This window comes from Thiohalocapsa halophila (assembly GCF_016583825.1).
Classification (GTDB): Bacteria; Pseudomonadota; Gammaproteobacteria; order Chromatiales; family Chromatiaceae; genus Thiohalocapsa; species Thiohalocapsa halophila.
This window is the reverse complement of sequence record NZ_NRRV01000022.1, coordinates 22,867-45,999: the sequence shown is the minus strand read 5'-3', so window position 1 is coordinate 45,999 and position 23,133 is coordinate 22,867. Positions and strand designations below refer to the sequence as shown.

General features: G+C 67.7%; 23 protein-coding genes. 8 read left to right on the top strand and 15 right to left on the bottom strand.

Annotated features, from left to right (window positions below; translation table 11 throughout):
* The first annotated feature begins 62 nt into the window (after positions 1 to 62).
* Both CKO31_RS10730 and CKO31_RS10725 read left to right on the top strand, forming a co-directional pair.
* The gene (locus CKO31_RS10730) at positions 63 to 1,244 is read left to right on the top strand and encodes a PilT/PilU family type 4a pilus ATPase (protein WP_322789123.1); all 1,182 of its coding nucleotides are present in this window, start codon (positions 63 to 65) and stop codon (positions 1,242 to 1,244) included.
* Between the two features lie 17 nt (positions 1,245 to 1,261).
* A complete protein-coding gene (locus CKO31_RS10725) occupies positions 1,262 to 2,317 on the top strand; it encodes a PilT/PilU family type 4a pilus ATPase (protein WP_200236922.1) in 1,056 nt (351 codons plus the stop codon).
* Between the two features lie 199 nt (positions 2,318 to 2,516).
* Here the strand turns inward: CKO31_RS10725 and CKO31_RS10720 are convergent, their stop codons facing one another.
* The 7 genes from CKO31_RS10720 to CKO31_RS10690 all read right to left on the bottom strand — a co-directional run bounded on the left by CKO31_RS10720 (position 2,517) and on the right by CKO31_RS10690 (position 7,166).
* The gene (locus tag CKO31_RS10720; protein WP_200236920.1) at positions 2,517 to 3,167 is read right to left on the bottom strand and encodes a thiol:disulfide interchange protein DsbA/DsbL; all 651 of its coding nucleotides are present in this window, start codon (positions 3,165 to 3,167) and stop codon (positions 2,517 to 2,519) included.
* Positions 3,168 to 3,255: 88 nt separating this feature from the next.
* Positions 3,256 to 3,762, bottom strand: a complete 507-nt coding sequence (locus CKO31_RS10715; RefSeq protein ID WP_200236919.1) for a disulfide bond formation protein B — start codon at positions 3,760 to 3,762, stop codon at positions 3,256 to 3,258.
* A 486-nt stretch (positions 3,763 to 4,248) separates the two neighbouring features.
* Positions 4,249 to 4,476, bottom strand: coding sequence for a hypothetical protein (locus tag CKO31_RS10710; protein ID WP_200236917.1), 228 nt, complete (start codon positions 4,474 to 4,476; stop codon positions 4,249 to 4,251).
* A 306-nt stretch (positions 4,477 to 4,782) separates the two neighbouring features.
* A complete protein-coding gene (locus CKO31_RS10705) occupies positions 4,783 to 4,926 on the bottom strand; it encodes a hypothetical protein (protein WP_200236915.1) in 144 nt (47 codons plus the stop codon).
* A gap of 15 nt (positions 4,927 to 4,941) precedes the next feature.
* Positions 4,942 to 5,448, bottom strand: a complete 507-nt coding sequence (locus CKO31_RS10700; protein WP_200236914.1) for a hypothetical protein — start codon at positions 5,446 to 5,448, stop codon at positions 4,942 to 4,944.
* 222 nt (positions 5,449 to 5,670) lie between these two features.
* Positions 5,671 to 5,847, bottom strand: coding sequence for a hypothetical protein (locus CKO31_RS10695; RefSeq protein ID WP_200236912.1), 177 nt, complete (start codon positions 5,845 to 5,847; stop codon positions 5,671 to 5,673).
* Positions 5,848 to 6,014: 167 nt separating this feature from the next.
* Positions 6,015 to 7,166 (bottom strand): hypothetical protein, encoded by a 1,152-nt coding sequence (locus CKO31_RS10690; protein WP_200236910.1) that lies wholly within the window; start codon positions 7,164 to 7,166, stop codon positions 6,015 to 6,017.
* 251 nt (positions 7,167 to 7,417) lie between these two features.
* On the opposite strand from CKO31_RS10690, the gene CKO31_RS10685 reads away from it, so the two are divergent.
* Positions 7,418 to 7,738 (top strand): DUF1840 domain-containing protein, encoded by a 321-nt coding sequence (locus CKO31_RS10685; protein ID WP_200236908.1) that lies wholly within the window; start codon positions 7,418 to 7,420, stop codon positions 7,736 to 7,738.
* Positions 7,739 to 7,808: 70 nt separating this feature from the next.
* Here CKO31_RS10685 and CKO31_RS10680 read toward each other — a convergent pair whose 3' ends face one another.
* Positions 7,809 to 9,938: a DEAD/DEAH box helicase gene (locus CKO31_RS10680; protein WP_200236905.1), complete on the bottom strand. Its 2,130-nt coding sequence runs from the start codon at positions 9,936 to 9,938 to the stop codon at positions 7,809 to 7,811.
* Between the two features lie 209 nt (positions 9,939 to 10,147).
* On the opposite strand from CKO31_RS10680, the gene CKO31_RS10675 reads away from it, so the two are divergent.
* Together CKO31_RS10675 and CKO31_RS10670 are read left to right on the top strand one after the other, a co-directional pair.
* The gene (locus tag CKO31_RS10675; RefSeq protein ID WP_200236903.1) at positions 10,148 to 10,396 is read left to right on the top strand and encodes a ribbon-helix-helix protein, CopG family; all 249 of its coding nucleotides are present in this window, start codon (positions 10,148 to 10,150) and stop codon (positions 10,394 to 10,396) included.
* Positions 10,374 to 10,802, top strand: a complete 429-nt coding sequence (locus CKO31_RS10670; RefSeq protein ID WP_200236901.1) for a type II toxin-antitoxin system VapC family toxin — start codon at positions 10,374 to 10,376, stop codon at positions 10,800 to 10,802. Before CKO31_RS10675 ends, CKO31_RS10670 begins: the two co-directional genes overlap by 23 nt.
* 219 nt (positions 10,803 to 11,021) lie before the next feature.
* Here the strand turns inward: CKO31_RS10670 and brxD are convergent, their stop codons facing one another.
* Together brxD and pglZ are read right to left on the bottom strand one after the other, a co-directional pair.
* A complete protein-coding gene (gene brxD, locus CKO31_RS10665) occupies positions 11,022 to 12,338 on the bottom strand; it encodes a BREX system ATP-binding protein BrxD (protein WP_200236899.1) in 1,317 nt (438 codons plus the stop codon).
* Positions 12,338 to 15,160 carry a BREX-2 system phosphatase PglZ gene (gene pglZ / locus CKO31_RS10660; RefSeq protein ID WP_200236897.1) on the bottom strand — a complete coding sequence of 941 codons (2,823 nt, stop codon included), beginning with the start codon at positions 15,158 to 15,160 and terminating at the stop codon, positions 12,338 to 12,340. Before pglZ ends, brxD begins: the two co-directional genes overlap by 1 nt.
* Here pglZ and CKO31_RS27880 point away from each other — a divergent pair.
* A complete protein-coding gene (locus CKO31_RS27880) occupies positions 15,155 to 15,337 on the top strand; it encodes a hypothetical protein (RefSeq protein ID WP_200236894.1) in 183 nt (60 codons plus the stop codon). The genes pglZ and CKO31_RS27880 overlap by 6 nt on opposite strands.
* A gap of 73 nt (positions 15,338 to 15,410) precedes the next feature.
* Here the strand turns inward: CKO31_RS27880 and CKO31_RS10650 are convergent, their stop codons facing one another.
* Positions 15,411 to 15,641, bottom strand: a complete 231-nt coding sequence (locus CKO31_RS10650) for a ribbon-helix-helix domain-containing protein (protein WP_200236892.1) — start codon at positions 15,639 to 15,641, stop codon at positions 15,411 to 15,413.
* A 37-nt stretch (positions 15,642 to 15,678) separates the two neighbouring features.
* Positions 15,679 to 15,846 (bottom strand): hypothetical protein, encoded by a 168-nt coding sequence (locus tag CKO31_RS10645; RefSeq protein WP_200236889.1) that lies wholly within the window; start codon positions 15,844 to 15,846, stop codon positions 15,679 to 15,681.
* Here CKO31_RS10645 and CKO31_RS10640 point away from each other — a divergent pair.
* The gene (locus CKO31_RS10640; RefSeq protein ID WP_200236887.1) at positions 15,845 to 16,066 is read left to right on the top strand and encodes a prevent-host-death protein; all 222 of its coding nucleotides are present in this window, start codon (positions 15,845 to 15,847) and stop codon (positions 16,064 to 16,066) included. The two genes, CKO31_RS10645 and CKO31_RS10640, sit on opposite strands and share 2 nt — an antisense overlap.
* A 232-nt stretch (positions 16,067 to 16,298) precedes the next feature.
* Here the strand turns inward: CKO31_RS10640 and CKO31_RS10635 are convergent, their stop codons facing one another.
* The gene (locus CKO31_RS10635; RefSeq protein ID WP_200236884.1) at positions 16,299 to 20,009 is read right to left on the bottom strand and encodes a DUF6079 family protein; all 3,711 of its coding nucleotides are present in this window, start codon (positions 20,007 to 20,009) and stop codon (positions 16,299 to 16,301) included.
* Positions 20,010 to 20,588: 579 nt separating this feature from the next.
* On the opposite strand from CKO31_RS10635, the gene CKO31_RS10630 reads away from it, so the two are divergent.
* A complete protein-coding gene (locus CKO31_RS10630; RefSeq protein ID WP_200236882.1) occupies positions 20,589 to 22,064 on the top strand; it encodes an ImmA/IrrE family metallo-endopeptidase in 1,476 nt (491 codons plus the stop codon).
* Between the two features lie 23 nt (positions 22,065 to 22,087).
* Here CKO31_RS10630 and CKO31_RS10625 read toward each other — a convergent pair whose 3' ends face one another.
* Positions 22,088 to 22,231 (bottom strand): hypothetical protein, encoded by a 144-nt coding sequence (locus tag CKO31_RS10625; RefSeq protein ID WP_200236880.1) that lies wholly within the window; start codon positions 22,229 to 22,231, stop codon positions 22,088 to 22,090.
* 178 nt (positions 22,232 to 22,409) lie between these two features.
* Positions 22,410 to 23,120, bottom strand: a complete 711-nt coding sequence (locus CKO31_RS10620) for a DUF7008 domain-containing protein (protein ID WP_200236878.1) — start codon at positions 23,118 to 23,120, stop codon at positions 22,410 to 22,412.
* Positions 23,121 to 23,133 lie beyond the last annotated feature (13 nt).

The following is a 23,133-nucleotide window of genomic DNA, read 5'->3' as shown; positions in this document are numbered from 1 at the left end:
TTGGCGAGTGCGGAACGAGGGGCGAACAGGCCGCATCGCAATAGCATGACGGAGGACGCAACGTGGACCGCCAACAGGCCGCCAAGTACATGCTGGATTGCCTGCGCACGATGCTGCAGCGCAAGGGCTCGGACCTCTTCATTTCGGCGGAATTCCCGCCTGCGTGTAAGATCGACGGCAAGCTCACGCCGCTGACGGACCAGCCGCTGAAGCCGGACCAGACCGCCACGCTGGTGCGCTCCATCATGAACGACCACCAGATCCGCGAGTTCGATGCCACCAAGGAGTGCAACTTCGCCATCAACCCGGCGGGTATCGGGCGCTTTCGCGTCAACGTCTTCGTCCAGCAGGGCCGCACCGGTGCCGTGCTGCGCATCATCCCGACGGATATTCCCAAGATCGAGGATCTCAATCTGCCGCCCATCCTGCGCGATCTGGTGCTCACCAAGCGCGGGCTCATCCTGGTGGTCGGCGGGACCGGTTCCGGCAAGTCCACGACGCTCGCGGCCATGCTCGGCTATCGCAACGCCAACACCCGCGGCCACATCATCACCATCGAAGACCCGGTGGAGTTCGTGCACAAGCACGACCATTGCCTGATCACGCAGCGCGAGATCGGCGTGGACACCGAGAGCTGGGACAATGCCCTGGTCAATACCCTGCGCCAGGCGCCGAACGTCATCCTGATCGGCGAGATTCGCACCCGCGAGACCATGGAGCACGCCATCAATTTCTCCGAGACCGGCCACCTGTGCCTGTCGACCCTGCATGCCAACAACGCCAACCAGGCGCTGGACCGGATCATCAACCTCTTCCCTGAAGCGCGCCGCGCGCAGCTGCTGATGGACTTGTCGCTGAACCTCAAGGCGGTCGTCAGCCAGCGGCTGCTGCCCAAGGTGGGCGGCGGGCGCATCGCTGCGGTCGAGATCATGATCAATTCGCCGCTGATCCAGGACCTGATTTTCAAGGGCAAGGTGCACGAGATCAAAGAAATCATGCAGCGCTCCAAGGAGTCCGGCATGCAGACCTTCGACATGGCGCTGTTCGATCTCTACGAGGCCGGCCAGATCACCTACGAAGATGCGCTGCGCTCGGCGGACTCCATGAACGAGCTGCGCCTCCGGATCAAGCTGGAGGGCAAGGACGCCGACGAGCACGATGTGCTCGGCGACGTGGACGGGCTCTCCATCGTCGGCGAAGACGAGGACGACGGCAGCTCATCCATGAGCTTCGGCCGTAGTTGAGGGGCGGGCAGCCGGCCATGGATTTCACGCCCTATCTGGAGATGATGATCCGCAAAGAGGCGTCGGACATCTACGTCACCGCCGGCTGTCCGGTGCGCATCAAGATCGACGGCCGGCTGCACGACATCGGCAGCACCGTCTACACCCCGGACATGTGCCAGGAGGCGGTGCAGGCGCTGATGGACCAGGACCAGATCGCGGTCTTCGAGGCCGAGCGCGAGCTGGACTTCGCCGTGGGGCTGGAAGAGCGCGGGCGCTTTCGCGTCAACGCCTTCCACCAGCGCGGGCACGTCGGCATGGTGATCCGCTATCTCAGTAACAGGATCCTCTCCTGCGACGAGCTGGGGCTGCCGGCAGTGCTCAAGGAGCTTGTCATGCACAAGCGCGGCATCGTGCTGATGGTGGGCGCCACGGGCTCCGGCAAGTCGACGACCCTGGCGGCGATGATCGACCATCGCAACAAGCACAGCTCCGGCCATATCCTGACCATCGAAGACCCGGTGGAGTACGTCCACCCGCACCAGGGCTGCGTCGTGAACCAGCGCGAGGTGGGGCTGGACACCAAGTCCTATGCGGCGGCGCTCAAGAGCTCGTTTCGCGAAGCGCCGGACGTCGTTCTCATTGGCGAGATTCGGGTCCGCGAGACCATGGAGACGGTCATCGAGCTCTCCGGCACCGGCCATCTGGCCCTGTCCACGCTCCATGCCAACAACGCCTACCAGGCCATGCAGCGCATCATCAGCCTCTTCCCGCAGGAGCTGCACAAGACCCTGTATCTGGACCTGTCACTCAATATGCGCGCCATCATCTCCCAGCGCCTGGTCCGCACCGTGGAGGGCAAGCGCATCGCCGCCATCGAGATCCTGGTGAATACGCCGCACATCGCCGACCTCATCCGCGAGGGGCGCATCGACGAGATTCAGGAGGCCATGGCAGGCACGGCAGAAGGCGGCATGACCACCTTCGACAACGCCCTGCTCGAGCTCTACCGCGCCGGGCGCATTGACTTGGACGAATGCCTGCTGAACGCCGACTCGCGGGCGAATCTGCAGGCGCGAATCAACTTCGGCTGAGGCCGCGCGATGGGGCTTGGTCGCGCACGCGCGCTCGAGCAGATGCCCAGCGCGAAGCGACATCGGACCGAGCGTACCGGTTGGCGACGCGTCCATGCGGTGCGACATCGGGCACGATGCCGGTGACGCTGAGCAGCAGGGAGAGCCAGGTCACCCCAAAAGGCAACGAAGGCGCGCGGCGGGCAATGAAGATTATCGATCATTGACGCGCCGCACGGGCCCGCTGCACCAGCGCGTCGTTGATGCGGAGCAGGTCCTCGTAACCGCGCACGCCTTCGCCGACGACCACATAGCGTCCGTCCACAATGATGCGGGGCACCGCGTCCACCCGCATGCGAGCTTCCAGGTCCCGTGCACGCCCGAGTGCGGCCTCCACCGCGAAACTGTTGAAGGTCTTGCCGAAAGCATCGGCGTCGAGTCCTTGCTGGTCGATCCATTTCAGGATGTTTTTCTCGGTGTAGAGGTTCACCCGGTCTTGGGTGACGGCGTCGAAGACGGCCTGATCCAGCTGCGCGAGTGACCCGTCCAGCTCGAGCGCGTAGTACAGGCGCGCGAGGTTGGCCCAGGCCGCGCGACCGAAGGTGACCGGCACGCGCCGGAAGGCCACGTCGTTGGGCAATTGCTCGGCCCATGCCTTGATCAGCGGATTCAGCGAGCCGCAATGGGAGCAGCCATAGGAGAAGAATTCGAGCACCTCGATCTGCGCTTGGTCCGCGCTGGACTGCGGCGGCGACATGGCGCGCCAGTCTCGGCCTTCGACGAGGTCGTCATCGGCGCGTGCACCCGGCATGATGGCCGCCGCGACAAGGGCGGCCAGGCCGACGTGAAAGTCTCTGCGTGTCATCGGCATGTTGGTTCTCCGCAACGATAATAATTGGCCAGCGTGATGCGGCGGTGCATTGCCGGGTGACGGTAGCGGCTCGAATGGGCGATTGCGCTCAGTCTCGACCGGCACCCCGGCGCTGCGGTCGCAGCAGCCACAGGGCCGACAGGCAGATCAGGGCAAAACAAAGCAGCGCCCATTCGGCCAATGACAGACCCAAGATGACAAGCCCCTCGTCTTCGCAGAAGCCAGTGGCCATGAACAGCGTCGGCTGTTGCATGCCGAGCCATTCCACGAATTGCTCGATGGGGCCCATATCGGGGCCGATGCAGGAAACGCTCCCCTCGGGCTGGCCTTGCAGCCAGGTCTGATAGCCGGCGGTGGCCGCCCCGCCCGCGGCGGCCAAGGCGGTCAGCGCGCCACTGATGCGCCGCGCGAGGCCGGTGGTCAGGGCTGCGATCAGCGCCAGCGGCGCAATCAGCATGTAGAGCAGGCGCTGGAAGATGCACAGGTGGCAGGGCGCGAGCGCCAGCCATTCCGTCAACAGGATGCTCGCCAGGGCGAGTGCCGCGCTGGCGCCGGCGATGAGGAGCCAGAGCCGGCGATGGGTGATCACTGCCATAAAGAGGGATTCTCATTGAAGCTGCGGCAAGGGGCAGCCCGTCGAGCGGCACCAGGCTCGGCACTGTACCGAGACCGAGCGCGAGGATAATCCCGGCACGGCCGATACCGGCAGGTGCTGGGGCCCCTGGCGCGCCCGGACCGGCTGGTGCAGCCGGCGCCGCCTCGGGCTTTGCCGCCAGCCAGCCGAGGATCACAGGCGCCGCGGCCAGGCGGCAGCGCCTGGGTCAGGTGCTCGCCGGGTCCCAGGTGGGGCGCCCGGCTGCGCCAGCATCGGTGCGCCGGCGAGGGCATGGTACAGGGTGGCGAGGCTGCCCATCAAAGCTCCGCGGCCGGCTCGCCAGGATCGGCACCGCCAGCATCAGGATGATCAGCGGCTGGGACAGGATCTGCTCACCTTGGAAGCGAAGAGCCAGGCCAGCAGCGCCATCGAGAACGGCTTCACCGCCCAGTTCACGAACAGGGTCACGCCGATCACACTGGGTGGTCATCGGCACTCTCCCTTAGGTGGCCGCGCACGCCCTCGCAGACCCGCTCCGGCAAGAATCGGTGTGTGCAGCAGGCTCCTGGCACAGATGGCCAGGACCAAGAGCGCAAACATGCTGGGGACATCCATGACGAAGCAGTGCAGCGCCGCGCCGGCGCCGGAGTCGGCAACCAGGCCGAACAGGGCATAGGCAACCAGGTCGCCGAGCCAGGTAGAGGGGTCGTGCATCAGGGGCTCCCGCGGTTGTCGGCCCGCGGCGGCAGACGCGCGGGTCGATGTCGATCGGCATCAGCCATTATCCTATATGTGCTTTGCAAGATATAGGATTCAACGCATGTAGAGGGAGCAGGCCGATCGCGCTGCCGCGGCACCCCCAGCGGTACAGCCATGCATCTCGGGTATCACGACCTGTGCCAGCTTGACGACGCGTACCGCGAGGGTCTGACCCCTGTCATACGGGTGCGCTGTTGCCGAGTCGAGTCGGCTCGGGGTGTGCTTGGCTGGCGGCGGTCGCTGCGCAGCGGGCGCTGCTGCTCAGTCCGCTGCTGCGGCGCTCGGCGGCTCAGCGCCGATAATGGCCGCCGCCACCCGTTTGCGGGCGTGCTGGAGGAAGAGCCATCCGGCAAGCGCCGGGGTGGACCCGAGCAATAGCAGCGCACCCATCAGATACAGCGTCATGACGGCCTGAAGCGCTCAGCCCAGGGTCAAGTCCTGTCCGCCGGGTCCGATGATCAGCGCCGCAGCCAGGGTGACGGTGCACAGCACCGCAGTGAACACGCCGAGCCTCGACCAGAGCCGTTTGAATTGATCCGTGGGCCGGCGCTGCGCTCGCGGCGCGCGCCGCCAAGGCCGGATGGCCTGTTCCATCAGCCAGAGCAAGAACCCCAAGCCACCGAAGAGCCGCAGCGCGTTCTGCTCGAAGGACAGGTCGCCGCGCCACACGAACTCGACCCAAGCACCGTCAGCGACGGAGAACAGGTGCCCGAGGATGTCCCGGATGCTGGAGCCCTGCTCGTTGATGCCGCCGACCACCAGGCCCAGGCCGAGGGTCCCCAGGACCAGGATGGTGTAGCTGATGACCACGGGGCTCAAGCAGGAGTAAGCCAGGATACCAAGCACATGGGCGACCAGCCGCGCCGCCAGCACCCGCAGCGGGTTGGAGCGGGCTCCGAGAATGCGCGTGTCGGCGGGGTCTCGCATCTGGGCTCGTAGGTCTTGGATAGGCGTCGTCGCGCAGCGTAGCGCACCGGCTCCACCCTTCCTGCGAGGACAATCCTACGGCCGCAACGGCTTCACTGAGCGCATGTAGCGCTCTACTGCGTCAACGCGGCTCACACACCGGCGCCGAGCGTCTGCACCCGGGCGATCAAGGCGCGAGCCGTTCGCGGAGCAATCGCACCGCCGCCGTCTGGCTGGGCGCCGCTATGCACTCGGCAATGAGGGCGCTAAGGTCAGGCGCGGCACGGCCGATTCGCCGCGCAGCTCGTCGAGGCGTTGGTAATCGGTCCAGGTGGCGTGCTGGAGCAGCACGCGCTGCTCCGCCGGTGCCGGCTCGAAGCGGGCGGCGTCTTCGCGGATGTGCTCGGCGGTGGTCGCCATGGCTTGCCTCCGGTTTGGACAGTCCCCGGCCGCGCGCAGCGAGCGGTGCCAGGCTGCCTGCAAGCGACAGCTTAGCAGGTGTGTGCGGCGGCTCGAGAACCCAAAAGCACCGCGCGGGCGCCTGCACCGGGATCTGCGCGGGACGCCGGTGCGCATGATGCCATGGCTCAATCGACGCCCAGGATCTCCCCCAGGTCCGCCGCCGCGAGCCGCTCGCGCACCCGGTGCAGGTGCGCGAGCAGCGCCGGCTCCAGCCCGGCGTAGGCCTCGGCATCCGGCACCCGCTTGACCACGACACCCAGCAATTCGGTGATGGCGTTGCCGATGGAGTTCTGGCTGATGGTCACGAACAGCCGGCCGTCGTCGCCGCGATAAATGAGCTGCTTGAAGGCGGGCTCCCAGCGGATGGCATTGGCATAGGCGGGCTCGTGGATGCAGCGCTCGCGGATCGTCTTGGCCGTGCCCATGAAGGCGTCGTTGGCCAGCAGGATGCGCTCGACGGCGGCCGGGAAGTACAGGTCCGGCAGCAGGTCCGCATTGCGGCTGGATACCTGGCTGAAGAAGCTGCGGTAGAAGTCCAGGAACCCCATCAGCAGGGCATCGTACTCGTGCCAGAAGCGCATGTCGCGCAGGGCGGCGGCGCCGCCGCGGATCTCCCAGCAGGGCAGGCCCTGGGGATAGCCGGTCAGGGCCAGCGCCGAATCCTCGCCGCCCGCCGGGCACAGCAGCTCCAGCTCCAGCGCCGTGGCGAAAAAGGCCCGGTAGACATCGCGCATGTGCGCCTGAAAAAGGCTGTGCTGGCCGCCGTCGGTGAGGTTGGGGTTGCTGGGGTCGGCGGGCTCGGCGCTGCGCAGATCCGCCTGCGGAAAGACCATGAAATGATTGTGCAGCATGCGAATACTGGGCACGCCGGGCGCTGTCAGCGGCCAGGTGGCGTCCAGGCTCGCCTCGCCCGCCAGCACCAGGGCCTCCGCCGGCTCCGGCCACTGCTCCAGCATGTAGCCGATGATGACGGCGTTCATGCGGTTCCAGACCCGGCGCACCCGCTCCGGCACCTGGGTGCGGCGCACCGGCCGGCCGAGCGGGTTCAGAATCTCCCGGGCGGTGTTGTAGATGATGGAGCAGTCGAAGGTGCCGGAATGGCCGAGGGCCTTGCGGTACAGCAGCAGGTGCTCGGGATTGCTCAGCAGACCATTGTTGTGCACCAGGTCGTTTAGGTTCTCGGCGCTGTTGAAGAATTCGTTGGGGGCCATGCCCTCCGGCACCTCCAGCGGGATGGGGCGAAAGGGCGTGACGAGCTGGCGCGGGCCTGTTTGCATGCTGGGCTCCTCGGCAGTGGCGCGGGCGATTCGGCCCGGGCAGTGTACCGCCGCGCTGCGCCCATGCCCCATGCGCGCAGCGGTTTTTCCGCTCGGCAGCCGCGCAGGGCCGCCGACCGCCCGTGCTGCACAAGGCTGCCCACCGACGCCAGCATGCCCGCCCACCGACGCCAGCATGCCCGCCCGCCGGGCGCTATGCTGATGCCCTGATACCTCGCCCGCGCCGCGCCACCGACTTCACGAGAAACGCCATGCTCATCACCTTCAAGACCCCCGCCTATGCGGACATCACCATGTTCGGCGACGTCGCCAAGGCATTGATCAAAATGATGGGCCACAGCGGCACCATCCCCGGTGCCATCCTCGCCGAAGACGTGCCCAAGGCCCTGGAGACGCTCCGCGCAGCCGTGGCTCACAACCCCAATGCGCCGCTCAATCCCCACCGGGACGACGACGACGAGGACGCCGCCCGCAGCGAGAGCGTGAGCCTGGCCAAGCGTGCCCTGCCGCTGCTCGAGCTGCTGGAGGCCGCCGCACGGGAAGAGAAGAACGTCATGTGGGATCAGACCTGAGCGGCGGTGAGCAACCCTCCCGCCGCCAGGCTCGCGGCCGCGGAGCCAGGTAAAAGCGCCGGTGTCCGGCTCAGCCGCTGAGCCGGGCCACTGACACGGGGTAGGCTGACAGGGCTTCGAGATGGCCCCGGAGGTCGTATCTTGCGGCAAGCACCTGCTCGCGCGCAGCGGGCGGCAGGCAGGCGGCGAATTTCAGCTCGGCGATGAAGGCCTCGTCCAGGGGCACCGCGACCCCGTCGAGCGGCGCGCTCAAGACCCGCGCGATCACAGTGCGCAGCTCGGCGACGTCGACGCCGCCGTCGAAGCCGATGGAGAGGTTATCGGGCCGCACGGTCGCCGCCTGCTCCCTTAGAGCATGGGCCAGCGCGGCATTGACGAGCTTGCCGGCGAAGGTCCACCAACGCACCGCGCCATCGTCGTGGCGGATCAGCACCGTTTGTTCCGGCGCCACCCAGGCGTAGCGCTCGCGCAAGCGCTGCATGAAATCGAGCGCCCGTCGCGAGAGCCGCACTGGCTCACCGTCCCTCGCCAGGACCCGCATCATCGCCTGACACAGCGCAAAGTGCAGGGGCTGCCCGACGCTCTGCCAGCGCGAGCGGCCGGGCTCGTCCGTGGGCTCCACATAAGCGTTGCGGCGCGGCCAATCCACGTGCTTTGCGCGCCACGCGCGCCCGCCCAGGGTCAGCACTGTCGGAGCGTCCTGCTTCACCATGAACGTGGACTGGTGAACCTCACCGATCTCCTGGCGACCGTGACAAACGCGCACCAGCGGCGGGCTCAGGAACACCGACAACAGCTCCAGGAAATGCTTGCGGCCAAAGCGCCGCTCGCCCTCGGCGCCCATGCCGAGCAGGCCCTGGTCTCCATGCAGGATGCCCGTGTCGAGCATATACGCGAGCAGGGCAGCGAGCTGACCGGCCTCCACCTCCGCCAGCCCCGGCAGCCGCCCCAGCCAGTACGGCCAGTCGGCGGCCGTGATGCCGCCCTCCTGCAGAGCCAGCGCCATGATCTGCTGGGCGAAGATGTGCAGCGGCAGCGGCGGCGGCGTCACGGGCTCCAAATAGCCTTCGGTCCAAAGCTGCAGCAGGGCTGCCGCATGCAGGAAGGCGTCTTCCCGCGTCACCAGGAACAGGCAATTGCGTCGGCTCCCCGCCCGCCGCCCGGTGCGGCCGATGCGTTGCAGGAAGGACGCCACGGTCGCCGGCGCGTCGATCTGGATCACGCGGTCGAGGTCGCCGACATCGATGCCGAGCTCCAGCGTGCTGGTGGCGACGATGACGCAATCGCTGCCGGCAGCAAAGGCCGCCTCCGCCGCCCGGCGCTCCGTAAGGCTGAGGCAGCTATGGGAGACGAAGGTCTGCACCTCGAGCGCCCGCAGCGCCAGTGCCAGCTGCTCGACCCGCGCCCGGCTGTCGCAGAAGACCAGGCGCTTCTCGCCCCGGTGCAGCCGCGAGATCACTAGCGCGGCATTCTCCAGGCTGCCGACCCAATCCAGCGCCACGTCGCTGTCGGCTGCGCCGCCGCCGGCCGTGACCCCGTTGGCCTCGGCCGGCGGATCGAGCACCCGCCGCGGTCGCTCGCAGCCGCCGGCGAGCCAATCGCACAGCGACTGGGGATTGCCGACGGTGGCCGAAAGGCCCAGGCGCTGGAGCTCCCGGCCGGCGATGCGGCTCAGGCGCTCCAGCAGGTACAACAGATGCCAGCCCCGATCATCGCCGGCGAAGGCATGCAGCTCGTCGATGACGACCGTGTGCAGTCCGCCGAACAGCCGCCGATGATCCACGCGGCGGGAGACCAGCATCCCCTCCAGCGACTCCGGCGTCGTCAGCAGGATATCGGGCGGCTCGCGCAGCAGCCCACCCTTGCGGGACGCCCCGACATCCCCGTGCCACAGCGCCGCACGGCGCCCGAGGAGTCCGGCATAGTGGGCCAGGCGTGGCTCCAGGTTGTTCAGCAGCGCCTTGATCGGACAGAGGTACAAGACGCCGAGACCCTGCCAGTGCTCGCTCAAGCTCCGCGACAGCACCGGCAGGATGGCCGCCTCGGTCTTGCCGCCGGCCGTCGGTGCCAACAGGAGCGCGTGCTCGCCGGCCAGGATCGGTGCGATGGCCGCCGCCTGCAGCGGCCGCAGCGAGCGCCAGCCCAGGGTGTTGACGATGTGGTGCTGCAGCGCCGGATGCAGCTGGTCGAATGTGCTCATCTCAGTTCGGCCCCACCGTCGACGAGACTACCTGATAGGCTTGACGGCGAATAGTTGCCCGATCTTTGCAGCGTGGGAGCCATCAGCACAGACCGGCCCAGCCGACCGACCCGCATATCCGAACACCATCAAGCCCGGGGGTTGCGCGCTCGCAATCGTTATGTTCGTATGACAGTCATACATAGAAGCCACCCCGCGAGGATCTGATCATGCTGTCCGTCCGTCTCGATAAGGACACCGAAGACCGTTTGCAGAGCGTCTGTGGCCGGCTTGGCCTCACCAAGAGCGAGGCCGTTAAGCAAAGCCTGGAGCAATGGCTTCGTGGCTTCGAGCCCGCGCCCGATGCCTTTGACCTGGGGGAGGATCTGTTCGATCAGGGCGCGGCGGCGGAGCCGCCGACGGACCCGCTGCGTCGTCAGATCTGGGAGCGATTGCATGAGAAGTACCGTCCTGGTTGATACCGGCTTTCTGGTCGCGCTCTTCGACCAGACCGATACACTGCACGACAGCGCGAAGACCACGCTGGCGGGGCTGACGTGCGGGCGTCGCACGACACTGGTCAGCGTCTGGCCAACGGTTGTCGAGACCTGCTTCTTTCTGAATCCGCGCGGCAAGCGGGCGCTGCTGCAGTGGATCGAGCGGGGTGCGCTGCGGCTGCGCCAGATCGACAGAACCGACCTGATGACCATTGCCGCGGTGATCGAGCGTTTCGCGGAGCACGATATCGACCTCGCCGATGCCACACTGGTCTGGCTGGCCGGTGTCGAGGGCACCCGGCAAGTGCTGACCACGGATCGGCGGGACTTCGACATGCTGCGCACCGCCGATGGGCAGGCCTTCGAGCGCCTGTGGGTGAGGCCGTAGCCAGAGCCGCCGACCCGACCCTGATACAGTGCCATTGGTGCCCGGGTGGACATGCTGACGGCGCGCGTCCAGCCCGCGGCGCAGCGAAGCGGATCTTCGATTGGCTGCATGCACTGCGGGCCGGTGCCGGACCCACGTCGTTGACCTGATTCTCCTGGCGAGATGGTCCTGGACGCCACGGTGCCCGACCTCGACGCATCCACGAGCATCCACCGCGGTTCAAAGATCCAGCTCGATATCGTCCACACCGCCGGCGGACCCTGCCGCACGCTCCACCGGCGTCAGCTCCCGCTCGTCCAGGGTCAGCGCATAGTGCTGCCGCGGGTCGAAGTCGTGGAACTGGTCCACGCGGTCGAGCACGTCGCCAACCAGCTTTTTCAGGAACACGCGCGGGGCGATGCCGACCTTGCCGCCGAGCTGGCCGGTGACGGCGGCGGCCAGGGAGGCCACCAGCGCGTCATCGACGACCTGCCCGACCCGTGCCGACCCACAGCCGGCTGCGTACAGGTCCCGCACCTTGCAGCCCACCTCGCACAGTGACTGAACATCGAAGCCCTTCAGGCGAATCTGCACCGCCCGGGGGTTGTCGAAGCGCGCATCGGTGTTGAAATCCACGGCCAGTCGCTGCGCCAGCGGCGGCAGGCGCTGCACGCCCATGGGCCCGTCGAAGAAGGCCGTGGTGCCCGTGATCAGCAGGTACAGCCCGGGGAAGCGGCCGCTGTCGATCTCGTCCATCAGCTGGCGCAGCGCGTTCAGGCTCTTGTCGCGCACGTCCGCGCGCATGCGCTGCAGGGTCTCGACCTCGTCCAGCACCAGCAGCAGGCCGGGATGGCCGGAATCTTTCAGGATGGTCAGCACGCCCTGTAGGAAGCTCAGGGCCCCGAAGTGGTCGATGTCGCCCTTGATCTGCGCATAGCGCTTCACCTTGGCGGCCACATTGGGCTGGCCCGCCATCCAGGCCAGCAGGCCGTCGGCGATGTCGTCGGCGCCTTCGAGCAGCGCCCGGCGGTAGGCGCGCAGGGTCAGGGCAAAGGCCGGCGCCGAGCGCACCACGGAGCCTAAGCGCTTCTCCATCAGTGCGTCGGTGGCCGCGATCAGCGCCTCGGCATCGTCCGGGTCCAGGTCGTCCTGGGTCAGCACGTCTTCTTCCAGCGTGAAGAACCAGGACTCGATGACATTGCGAAAGGCCCCGGAGGGCGTGTCCGCCGTAGTCAGGCGCTCCATCAGGCGGCGGTAGACGGTCTCCAGCCGGTGCAGCGGGGTCTCGGTCTCGGAGATCTGTACCTCGGCGCAGGCGAAGCCCTGCTCATGGGCGCGCTCGCGCAGCCAGCGGGCGAGAAAGGTCTTGCCGCTGCCGTACTCGCCGCGCACGGCCTTGAACTGGCCGCGGCCCCGGCTGGCCCGCTCCAGCTCGGCATCGAAGGCCGCTGCGAAGGGGTCCAGGCCCACCGCCAGGGCGTCCAGCCCGTACTCGGGCACCGTACCGCGCCGCAGCGCATCGATGATATCGGCCCGGCGCTGACTGCTGATGGCCATCAGTCGAGCTCGAACTGGACCCGCAGCGACGCGATGTCGAGCTTCACGGTTTTCGCCGCCCTGTCCACGGACAGCACCGGATAGCCGTCCAGGTTCAGCAGCTTTTGCACCCCGGCAAGGAGGCCCGGCAGGCGGATGCCCGGAATGCCGAGCCCCTGCGCCAGCGCCTCCATCATCTGCTGCCCGCCGCCCTGTGCCAGCAGCCCGAGCAGGCGGCGCAACTGCTCGTCGGTGATCGGCACGCGCCCGCTGCGGCGCTTCATGCGCGCATAGACAGGCGAGGCGAGCAGCGCGTCGATCCACACGGCAGCGCCGGTCTCGTCGGCGGGGGCTGCGGGCTTGTCGCCGGCGAAATCCAGCGCGAGCTGACCGGCCGCGGGCGCCCCGGTGCCCTTGGTGTCCTTGGTCGACGGCGCCGCCGCCGTGACCGCGGGCTCGGCGATGGACACCCCGGCATCGAGCGCCCACCAGTGCGGCTGCCGGCGCGGCATCTCCTGCCAGCCCGCCACCGGCTGCAAATCCTCGACGCTGCGGAAGACGCCGAAGGGCACCAGCACCTCCTGCGGGGCGCCGCCGCCGTGGTAGCCCATCTTCTGCGCCCCATAGCGCAGCCGCTCCGACCAAGGCAGCATCACGCTGTGATCCGGCAAAGCCACGCGCCGCCCCTGGATCAGGACTTCCTCCGACGCCGGCTCGGCGCCCGGTGGCAGCTCCGTTGGGGACCGGTAGCGCTCCGCCTCCGTGGCGGTCTGGACCAGACGCATGTCGTGGTCCAGCACATGGCCGTGGTCGCTGGTCAGCACCACCAGGCGCCCGGACTCCTTCGCCGCCTCCAGCATCTGCCGCAGCACCGCAACGGAGGCCAGGGACCAGGGCACGCCCAGCTGGGCATTGCTGCTCAGCTGGTCGTCGATCACGTTCACCACGACACCAATGACCCGCGGCTGCTCAGCGGCGATGGCCGCCCGCACGCCACCCGCCAGCGCCCCGGTACCCGGCTCCGTGAGATCCGCCTTGTGGAAGAGCCGCGGCGGTGCCTTGGGGCTCGAGACCTGCTTGAGCGCCGCATGGGCCGCAAAAGCCTGCTTCTCGTCGGTTTGCACACCCGCGCCGAGGTTGCCGGACAGGAGCGCATAGCGGGAGAGCTTAGTGATGGTGGGCAGCGCGGCCAGCAGGCAAATATCCGCAGCGGCCTCGGCGGGCTGCATCTCCAGCCAGGAGTGGCGCAGCAGATCCTCCGCCAGCTCCCGGTAGACCGCCTGGCTCATGCCGTCGAGCACCACCAGCAGCACCGGGCGCTCGCCCGCCAGCGGTGCGATCAGCTCCGACAGCGTATCTTCGATGGGCACGATCCCGTCGGCGATGCGCTCGCCGCGGGCGATGGCGGGCAGGTGCCGTGCGAAGCCCTGGTTGAAGGCCTCCCGCCGCTGCGCGAGCCGCGCCGACAGGCGCTGATAGAGGCGGCTCAAAGGCGCGTGGGCATCGCCGCGCCAGAGCTTGCTGCGGGCCCAATCCAGCCAGCCGCCGTTGGCTACGTAGTCCTGGATGGCCGCCGCCGGCGTTGCATCGCCCGGGGTGTCCGTTGCCAGCCATTGGCAGGCGCGCAGGGCCATGCGCGCCGTCAGCACTTGCTGCGCCCGAACCCCACCGCGCTGATCGGCAAGCCGATGACGCTCGAGCCGCGCCAGCGCGTCTAAGCTCGCCGCCATGGCCTTGGCGTGCCCGTTTTGCTTCGGGGGCTGCTGCGCAGCCTGTTCCAGGACCTGTTCCCGGGGCTGGTCCAGCAAGCGCTTCAGGGCCTGGGTAAAGGCCGCCACGCGCAGGTCGTAGCCCTTGGGCAGCAGGTCGGAGTCCGCGGCCAGGTGCGTCAGGTCGAGGCTGGCCAGCAGGTGCTCGGCGGCGTCGAGCACCGGGCCGATGTCGAGCCGCGGATTCGCGGCCAGCGAGCGCTCCAGGTGCGCCACTGCTGCCGACCCGAACGCCGCCAAGGTCGCTTCGGCAATCGCGGCCCCACCCAGCAAGCGCTCGCTGAATCGCCCGCGCGCCAGCAGCAGCGCATCCATCGCCTGCCGGCCCGGTCGGCGCTCTTGGGCATACAGCAGTGCGCAAACCAAGCCGCTGGCGAGCATCTCGCCGGCCTGTCCGTTGCGCCACAGGGCCAGGATCACATCCACCTGCGGTCCGAGCCGCGGGCGCAGCCAGTCCTCCAGGTGCCGCTCCACCGGTTCCGGAAGTGCCGCGACCAGCGCCGCCGCGTCCGCCCGCCGTGACCAATCCAGCAGCACGTCCAAATCCACGCTCTCGCAGTCGAGGTCCAGCAGCGCCGTCGCCAGCGCCCGCCACGCGAGGTCGAAGTCCAGTACGTCGCCGATAGGGACCCGGTCGCGGTAGCACTCGTATTTGTCGAGCAGACAGTCGCCGATCCAGCGATAGTCCTTCGTGGTCAGGCGCGGGTCGATCTCCCGCAGGTGCAGCAGCTGCTGAAGGGTGCGCCAGGCACTGATCCGCTTCGGGGCATGTCCCCACAGCCGCGCGAGCACGTCCTGGGCCAGGCCGCGCTCGTCGAAGGGCGACAGCAGCACCAGGCGCCGCTCGCCCGATGCCTGCTCCCGCTCATGGGCAACCAGCAGCTCCCGGATCGCCAGCTGCGAGGCGCACCAGACGACACGCAGCTCGGTGCCGTCGACCCGCTGCAGCGCATCGGCAGGCCGGATCGGGTGCGGCCACACCAGCGCCATCCGGTCCGCGTCCGCATCCCGGCTCAGGATGGCGCGGACCTGGGCCAGGATGGGCTTCGGGAGGGCCGCATCGTCCAGGTGCATCAACGCCAGCCTCCTTCAGAGCACCGTCTGGCAGAATGCCGCTGGCTCGATGATCCGGGCTCGCCCGACATGGCCGCGCTCCAACAGGCCTGCGCGGCGATCGCCGGTGACGAGGTAATCCACATCGCCGGCTTCCGCCATCGCTATCAGAAGCGGCCGGAACGCCAGGCGCGATAGATCGCATGCGGACACCCGTGCGACGAGATCAGCGCACTGAACAGCACATTGGTGTCCAGCACGACATGCATCGTCAGCGCTTGGCCCAGTCGAGGGCCTCTTGAACCATCGCTTCCAGCTCGGCGGGGTCCACAGCGGCGTTCTCGGCCTTGGCCTCCTGCGTGGAGATCTCCAGGATACGCGCCTGCACCGCCTCTTCGATAAAGCGGGACAGATCACCCTTACGCGCTCGGCCGTGGCGCGCCAGGAACAGCCGCACGGCCTGGTCGGTTTCCGGTGAGATGGCAAGGTTCCAACGGGTCATGGAGGCGTCCCAGCTAGATGTTTATGCGCTTATACACCTAACCAGCCGGATCGAGCAATCCGCCCCGGTCACCCGCGGTTTCACTCAGTGTCCAGACCGCCAGGTGTCCGCCCGCTCCGACCGCGGCCTCGATGGGATGGAGCAGGTTGCCGCGCAACTGAAGATCACGCTGCTCGACTAGCCACGGGCTGGAGATCGCGACCATGAAGGCATTCACCTACTCCGAAGCAAGGCAGAATCTGGCGAAGATCCTCGATTTGGCACAGGAGGAAGAGATCGAGATCCGCCGCCGCGACGGCACTGTGTTCTCACTGTCCGTCAAGCAGCGACCTGCCGCATCACCGTTCGATGTTCCCGGCATTCGCACGGACGCAAGTACGCAGGACATCCTCGATGCGGTGCGGGAAGCGCGGGCCGAAACCTGACGGCCGGCGGGCGTCCGAACGTTGCGAAGCAGAGCTTCGCAACGAGGGTGAGCGGGCGTTGTGCAGCAGCGTCCGAAACGGGTGGAAGAATGATCGCTCCCACGCCCCAGCATGAGAGTACATCCCCGGCCGCTCCCGCGGCCCGGGCCACGCGAGGCCGGAGCTGCGCGGGCCGGGCTCTCGGGCTGGAGCCTGGAGCCGCCTAGAACCGCCTAGAACCATCAGGGTCGCCTCAGTCGTCGCCGACGATCCGATAGCTCAGATCCACCGTCACGCCGTCGCGGAGCAGCGGCGCGATCTCATCCAGCACCCGCTTCGCCTCGTTCGCCGAGAGACCGCTCTCGACACCTTCCTTGACGACCTTCTTGCCCGCGGGTGGGTCCACCGCTGGCTTCGGCGGCGGCACGACCGGCGGCTCCGGCTCCGGCTCCGGCGGCGGCGCCGTCAACAGACGCGTCGCCTCCGCCTGTGCCCGCTTCAGTGCCGCGGCCAGCTCGGTGACCAGCTCATCGGCCGAAAGCGCCGCGGCCACCGACTGCTTGATGCGATGGCCGTCGGGATGGTCTCCGCTCCAGACCTTGGTGAGGAGCGCCCAGTTGTTGTCCGCCAGGGTATGGCTGACCCGGCTCGCCGAGGCAATGCCCTTGGCCAGGGCCTGCATGCTGGTGACCGGCTGGATGTCGGCCAGCGCCTCCACCAGCGCCGGCCCTTCCTTGCCCTGAAGCCCCTCCAGCACCTGCACCGCGAGCCGGGCGTTGGCGAGCCGGTTGCCATCCTGCGGCAGGCCCAAGGCGCCGAGCTGCGTCTGTAGGTCATCCACCAGGGTCCGACACGGCGGCAGCCTGGTCGCGACCGCGTCGCGCACCTCGTTGTGAAGTGCGTTCTGGTTGTTGGCCGTGCGCAGCGGATTCACGGTTACGCCGAACAGTGCCCCGGCATTCGCCAGCCCTTGCTGCCAGCGCGCCGGGTCTGCCAGCGCCTGCTTCACCAGCACCAGGTCGTCGCGGATCTCCTTCAGGGTCACCTGCTCGAAGGGCCCGCCATGCAGGGTGAAGGCATACTGCCCCTGCTCGGCAAAGACCATGATCAGCAGGTTCTGCACCGGCACCGGCAGGCCCCGCGGCCGCGGCTGGTCCATCGCGCGGCGCAGCCGCGCCACGGTGATGTCGCCGCCGTTGTCGCCCCCAGTCTGGCCAGCGCCCTTCGCCACCTCGCGGCTCAGGTGCTGCGGCCAGTCCGGCTTGAAGATGAAGTGGCGCTCGTGCATCTCACCGAGGCCCAAGGGCTGGGCGATGCGGCGCATCAGCGGCCGCAGTGGGCTGTCCACCTCGATGCGACCATTGGCGGCATGGAAGGCCCGGCGCAGCTCGCCGAAGACCCGGCCCAGCTCCGTCGTGCGCACCTCCTCTTCGAATTCCGGATGATCCGGATACTGAAACGCCAGTGCCTGCCCCAGCAGCTGCTCCAGTGCCTGGGCCATGGTCGTCCCCCGGGGCGGGCGCGGGCTGAAGCCCGGCTGTAGGGACATGATCTGCGTCTCCAGCAAGCCCACGTTTGCCAGCGACCCCGGCGCCGGCTCCGCCACGCCGTAGGCGCCGATCAGGGTGTCCTTCAGCTGCGCCCGCAGCTGGCTGCGCTGGTTGTCCAGCAGCGTGCGCGCGCTGGCCCGGTCCTGCGGGCTGAGATGACCGCTGTAGCGGCTGAAGCTGTCGTCGCTTTTGAGCACCTGCTCCAGCACCACGAGCTTGCCCAGGCTCTTCTGCATGGGCTCACTGAAGAAATACGGCAGCCAGCACAGGGTCAGGGACTGCCCGCCCGCGGCCTCGTACTCGCGCACCCGCGCCTGATCGTCGGAGGGGGTATGCCCGCCGGCATCGAACGGGAAGTCGATGATCAGCTTCCACTGCTCGCCGCGGGCCTCGAGCACGCTGTCGTCCGTAATCTCGATGACGTTCTGGAACACCACCTCCACGCGCCGGCGCGTGCCCCGCCACAGGAATTCGTGCTCCACGAAGAGCTGGCCATCGTCGCGGATGCCGAAGGCGTCGAACACCATCTCGCGCATCAGCCGGCGGCGGTTGCCGTCGTTGTCGTTGATGCGGGCCTGCTCCAGGATGCCCTCGGTGTCCACGCCGGACAGGGCCAGACCGATGGTCGGGCTTACATCGTCGGCAATCTTGATCTCGCCCACCTGCCCGGCCCACTTGCGGCACTTGGTGAGCACCGTCTGCGCCTCGCGCCCCGGCACCGGCGAGCGGATGGTGCCGTGGTTCAGCGCCGCCAGCTTGGTCGCCGTGAGCTGCTTGAAGCTCTCCACCTCCGGCGCCAGGGCCGCCAGCACCAGGGTCTTCAGCAGCCGCAGGTCATTCGTGAACGCCATGCGCCGGGCGTCGTCCGCTGGCAGGTCGGTCAGCTCCGCAAAGCGCACCTGGTGCTCGCCCTCCAGCATCGGCACCAGCTTGCGCTCGAACAGCCGCTTGGCGTTGTCGAAGTGCGCGCGCATCAGCGAAGAGAAGGGCTCCGCCTCGGAGGCAATGACGTCGTAGAGGTCCCCCACCGGGATGACCTGGCCCAGGGCGAGCCGATCGCGCTGCTCCACCAGCAGCATCAGCATTACCTTCAGCGCCGTGCGCTCGCGCTGCAACGCCGACGACAGCGCCACCAGGGCCTGCACCAGCGCCGGGCTGAAGGGATAGAGCCTGCGGAACATCTCGCGGTCGCCCTGGCTGGTCAGCAGCAGGTTGAACGCCTCCTCGCGCATGCGCTCGGTCTGCGCGAAGGCGGCGTCGATCTGTGCCTTCGCAGCCGCATCCACGGGCGCCAGCAGGCGGCGCTCGGCGATCACCGGCAGATTGCGGTCCTCCAGCGTGATGGTGTGGAAGCGACCCTCCCAATACTGCAGGGCATCGCTCAGGATTTCCTGCTGCATGCCGCTGTATTGGTCGCCGACGAATTCCCGCAGATCCCGCTGACGGGCGATGAAGCTCACCATCGGCAGCTCCCGCGGGAGGCTCGCCTCCACCAGCTTCACGATCTTCTGAATCTCGCGGCTGATGAAGCTCTGGTCCGACAGCCGCGTCGCCAGCCACAGGATGAGCTCGTCCAGGAACAGGATCACCGCGTCGTAGCCCAGGGCCTTGGCGTGGCGCGTGAGGATGCGCAGCCCCTCGTCGAAGTCCACGTAGCCCGCACCCCGGCTGGCTGCCACATCGGCATAAGACTTGAACAGCGTGCCCACCAGGGCCGAGACCAGCGCGGCTCGGTCGTCGTCACTGGCCTCGCCGCGCACGACGGCGTCGAAGCTCGCGTCACCCCAGCCGCCGGCGGCGTCACCCCAGCCGCCGGCGGCATCGCCCAGACCAGGGTCGGCGCGCGCCGCGCTCAGCGCGGCGAAAAAGGTCGTGTCGCCCATATGGCCGCGCAGGCTCTCGGCATCCGCAAACAGCCGGTCGGCCACGTAGAAGCCCGGCGCCGGCGCCTCTGGATGATGCCGCGCCACCCATCGCGCATAGCCGCCGAGCACCCCCGCCTCCATGCTCGGGGCGTTGATCATGTGGTAGGGCACCAGCAGGATGTTGTAGCGCTGCATCCAGTCGCTGTGCTTGGCCACCGCCGGCGCCAGCTCGGGGATGGCCCGGGCCTGCGGGTTGCCTTGCAGCAGCAAGTCCAGCACCGCCATGAAGTGCGTCTTGCCGCTGCCGAAGCTGCCGTGCGTGTAGGCGCCCTTGTTGCGGGGCTGAGTCCCGCCCGGGCCCTCGCCGATGGCGTCTTTGATGAACCCCAGCGCATCCTCGAAGCAGCGCGCCAGCTGCGGCGTCACTACATAGTCGGCCAGCGTCTGCGCCACAGCCTCCGGCTCCAGGCCATGGGCCAGGTTCAGCACGAAGTCGTTGCGCTGCACCCGCTCCGGGATCGGGATCAGGTCTTTGATCAGGGTCGTCATGGGGTTGTCCGTGTGCGTTCCGCGCTGGACTCGGTACCGCTGGGGGCAGAGGCTAGCAGAAGCCGGTATTGCGCGCAGGCCGTCCAGACGCTGCGCCAGCTTTCGGCGGCCAGGCCCGGGATGGGCGCACGCTGTCGATGGCGGTCCACACCCGCGCATCTTCGGTGAACAGCGCGGTAGATCGCCATTGAGGACGGTGAAGAGCGCTTGGGTGGTGTTCGGTTGGGGAGGTCGGTGGCCGGCCCCCCTAGCGGGGTGAGCGCGGGAAGGAGTCGGGAGGGCCGCAGATCCACGAACATGGGAGAACGGGCTGGAAGTCGGCAAGTGCCCGAGGGGCTTTTCGCTGGAGCAGGCCGCCGCCCTGCTCGAGGACGCCATCCCGGAATACAAGAAGCGGCAACCTGACCAGCCCTTTCGGCTTTGGAGCTACTACGCAGGTGCCGTGTACCAGGCACGCACGTCGGACGGCGGTCTGACCTGGCACGGCTGGCCGGTGCAGGCAAAGCACATTCCACTGAAGATTGAGCGCCAACTCACAGAGCGCGCACAATCCCGCGGCGATAGCAAAGAGCTGAAGCGATGGCTGAACCGCAAGTTCTAAACGACCCACTCGTCATCGGCGGCGCCGATGGGCTCCGGTGTGTGCTCAGCTGGCTTGACGACTACGGCACCAACGGTCCCGTCGCGCGTACCTGGGGCGACCTTCAGCTCTGGGTGCGGGATACGCTGATCTGGGGGAATCCCGCGGGCAACGGAGGGCGACCGCAAGGCATCCGCTGGAGCTGGATCGATCTCCTCGAATATCTTGCAATCGCCTGGCCTTATCTCGAAGAAGAAGAGACCCACCCCATCGATTTCGCGACTCTCTTCGAGGCCCCAAAACATCTCGGCGAGCTCCGCGGCAGAGCCAGGCTGCGCTGGCGCAGCCTACCGGAAGAACAGGTCGAAGAAGAGGAAGAACAGCTCGACGACTTTCTGCTGGCTCACGACTTGGGTCAAGCCCTCAAGGGCGCATACCCACCGAGTCTCTTGCTGTTGCGGCACGGACATCAAATGCGGGCCGCAACCAGGGAGAAGGAATGGGCCTTGCGCTATGCGGACAGCATGAGCACGCTTGAGGCTCTGAGTGAACGGATCGCGTATCGACTGTCCGACCTCGATGATACTCGGTCCAAGCTCGCGCTGGAACGCTGGCAGGCGCGTGATCAGCTCCAGACCCTATCACGCCTGGAGGCCGCCACCGGCTTGGATCAAGAAACCCTGGAACAGGTCTGGCCAGGTGCAATCACTGATGCCAATGTCCCCTATCGGCTGAAGGCCGCGGCGAGGATGGCAGGGCCGTATCTCACCGAAGACGCCCTGCGCGCCTTACTTGCCGAATTGGCGCAGGTCCCCGCCGGTGCAGCACGGGGGCTCTCGCACCCGCGACGCTTGGCCGCAGAGGTCATGGCGACACACGAAGCGGATGAGCCCTATGTGCAGGGTTACCGGCTCGCCGGTTATCTGCGCGAGAAGCTCAACTTGGGAGACGACCGGGCCGATCCCGAGGGATTGCTTGGGTCCTGGCAGGTCACTGTCAAAGACATTCACCTGCCGACTGAAGCGCTCGACGCAATCGCCGTCTTGAGCCAAGAGCACCAGCCGATGGTCTTCATCAACACTCGGGGACTGCGCTCAAGGTTCCCGACGGGGCGCCGCGTGAGCCTTGCCCATGAGCTATGCCATCTCTTGATCGATACCCAAGGAGCACTGCCCGCGGTCGAGGTGCTCGGTGGTCGCGTGCCGCAGGACGTCGAAAAGCGTGCCAATGCCTTTGCCGCCGAATTGCTGCTCCCACGGTCACGAGCCCGCGAGATCACCAGAAAACAGCTCGAGTCTGCTGATACCGAGGAGACTCGCCAAGCCGCGATAGAGGCCGCGCTGGATGATCTCGCACAAAGGTTCGAAGTGAGCCACGAGACCGCCGCCTGGCAAATCCGAAATTCGACCGTCCTGCCCGAGGCGCAAGCCGATTCCCTGCAACCTTATTTGAAATCGCTTTGGCAGCCGAGCTGAGCAGACGCACGTCGCAAGCCAGCTCAGGCGAGCTCGAGCGCGGCGCGTAGATTCTCGGATTTCTTCCGCAAGATCACCTCGTCATGTGAGCCCTCTTGCCGGAACTGGTACTCCCGGTCCGTCGTGTGGCGCTTCTTGGCGAAGCGGAGCCGTTCCAGGAGTCGCACGACCCGATGCTGCTCGAGCAGGGCGATCAGCTTCGCGCAGGAAATGCGGCTTGTCCGGCTCAGTGATGACGTAGCGACTGCGGCCCATCAATGTCCTCCTTCCTTCACACGGGCCGCTGGAGCGGCCAGGGACGCGTTCCCACGCGGGAGCGTGGGAACGATCAGCCCGGGCGCACGCTCATCTGCGCCGGCGGCCGCGGGTGGCGCCCGGGGGCTGCCAGTCGGTGAGATCACTGCGCGGGCGCTCCAGGCTGCGCAGCTCCTCCAGCAGGAAGCCGTCAAAGTAGTCGCCCATGCGGGTGCCGTAGGTGGGGTCCAGGGCGTTGTGCCATTGCTTGAGCCAGGGCACCAGCTCGTCGATGGCCACCAGCATGGGCGTGAGCTGATCGGCGTCCCAGCCATCGCGCTCCTTGCGCTCCACGTACCAGGCGGCGATGGCCTGGGCGCGCTCCAGGTGATCCAGGCCGGCCCAGCCGATGACGGGCGTGGTGTCGCCGGGCTTCTCGCAGCCGGGCAGTGAGAAGAAGCGCTCCTTGGGCACGTCCAGCTTGCCGCGCAGGCCCCACCAGCTCGGTTTGCGGAAGTCGCCGCTGGCGTACTTCGGCGGCAGCGGGATGTCGCCGATCTGCTCGGCCTTGAGCTGCGCCGCCTGCTCCGGGGTCAGGTGGTCGGGGTCGGTGTCCGGCAGCGCGGTGCGGGCGTCGATGGCGTCCTCCAAGCGCTGCTTGTCCCAGGTCTCCTGCCAGGCGCGGAATTTGGGCATCGCTTTGGGCTTCAGGCGCGCCGCGGCCATCTGCGGCACGCTGTCCTCCGCCACCAGCTCCACCACCAGGGCCTGCGGGTCGAAGGTGTCGCTGCCGGTATACAGCGCCGCGCTGTGCCGGAACATGTCTCGGCTGGCT

Bases quoted from the DNA above. Each gene is read 5' to 3' on its own strand.
- CKO31_RS10725 (WP_200236922.1), top strand. From the start codon at position 1,262: ATGGATTTCACGCCCTATCTGGAGATGATGATCCGCAAAGAGGCGTCG.
- CKO31_RS10720 (WP_200236920.1), bottom strand. From the start codon at position 3,167: ATGCCGATGACACGCAGAGACTTTCACGTCGGCCTGGCCGCCCTTGTC.
- CKO31_RS10715 (WP_200236919.1), bottom strand. From the start codon at position 3,762: ATGGCAGTGATCACCCATCGCCGGCTCTGGCTCCTCATCGCCGGCGCC.
- CKO31_RS10710 (WP_200236917.1), bottom strand. From the start codon at position 4,476: ATGCACGACCCCTCTACCTGGCTCGGCGACCTGGTTGCCTATGCCCTG.
- CKO31_RS10705 (WP_200236915.1), bottom strand. From the start codon at position 4,926: ATGACGCTGTATCTGATGGGTGCGCTGCTATTGCTCGGGTCCACCCCG.
- CKO31_RS10700 (WP_200236914.1), bottom strand. From the start codon at position 5,448: ATGCGAGACCCCGCCGACACGCGCATTCTCGGAGCCCGCTCCAACCCG.
- CKO31_RS10695 (WP_200236912.1), bottom strand. From the start codon at position 5,847: ATGGCGACCACCGCCGAGCACATCCGCGAAGACGCCGCCCGCTTCGAG.
- CKO31_RS10690 (WP_200236910.1), bottom strand. From the start codon at position 7,166: ATGCAAACAGGCCCGCGCCAGCTCGTCACGCCCTTTCGCCCCATCCCG.
- CKO31_RS10685 (WP_200236908.1), top strand. From the start codon at position 7,418: ATGCTCATCACCTTCAAGACCCCCGCCTATGCGGACATCACCATGTTC.
- CKO31_RS10680 (WP_200236905.1), bottom strand. From the start codon at position 9,938: ATGAGCACATTCGACCAGCTGCATCCGGCGCTGCAGCACCACATCGTC.
- CKO31_RS10675 (WP_200236903.1), top strand. From the start codon at position 10,148: ATGCTGTCCGTCCGTCTCGATAAGGACACCGAAGACCGTTTGCAGAGC.
- CKO31_RS10670 (WP_200236901.1), top strand. From the start codon at position 10,374: ATGAGAAGTACCGTCCTGGTTGATACCGGCTTTCTGGTCGCGCTCTTC.
- brxD (WP_200236899.1), bottom strand. From the start codon at position 12,338: ATGGCCATCAGCAGTCAGCGCCGGGCCGATATCATCGATGCGCTGCGG.
- pglZ (WP_200236897.1), bottom strand. From the start codon at position 15,160: ATGCACCTGGACGATGCGGCCCTCCCGAAGCCCATCCTGGCCCAGGTC.
- CKO31_RS10650 (WP_200236892.1), bottom strand. From the start codon at position 15,641: ATGACCCGTTGGAACCTTGCCATCTCACCGGAAACCGACCAGGCCGTG.
- CKO31_RS10640 (WP_200236887.1), top strand. From the start codon at position 15,845: ATGAAGGCATTCACCTACTCCGAAGCAAGGCAGAATCTGGCGAAGATC.
- CKO31_RS10645 (WP_200236889.1), bottom strand. From the start codon at position 15,846: ATGGTCGCGATCTCCAGCCCGTGGCTAGTCGAGCAGCGTGATCTTCAG.
- CKO31_RS10635 (WP_200236884.1), bottom strand. From the start codon at position 20,009: ATGACGACCCTGATCAAAGACCTGATCCCGATCCCGGAGCGGGTGCAG.
- CKO31_RS10630 (WP_200236882.1), top strand. From the start codon at position 20,589: ATGGCTGAACCGCAAGTTCTAAACGACCCACTCGTCATCGGCGGCGCC.
- CKO31_RS10620 (WP_200236878.1), bottom strand. From the start codon at position 23,120: ATGTTCCGGCACAGCGCGGCGCTGTATACCGGCAGCGACACCTTCGAC.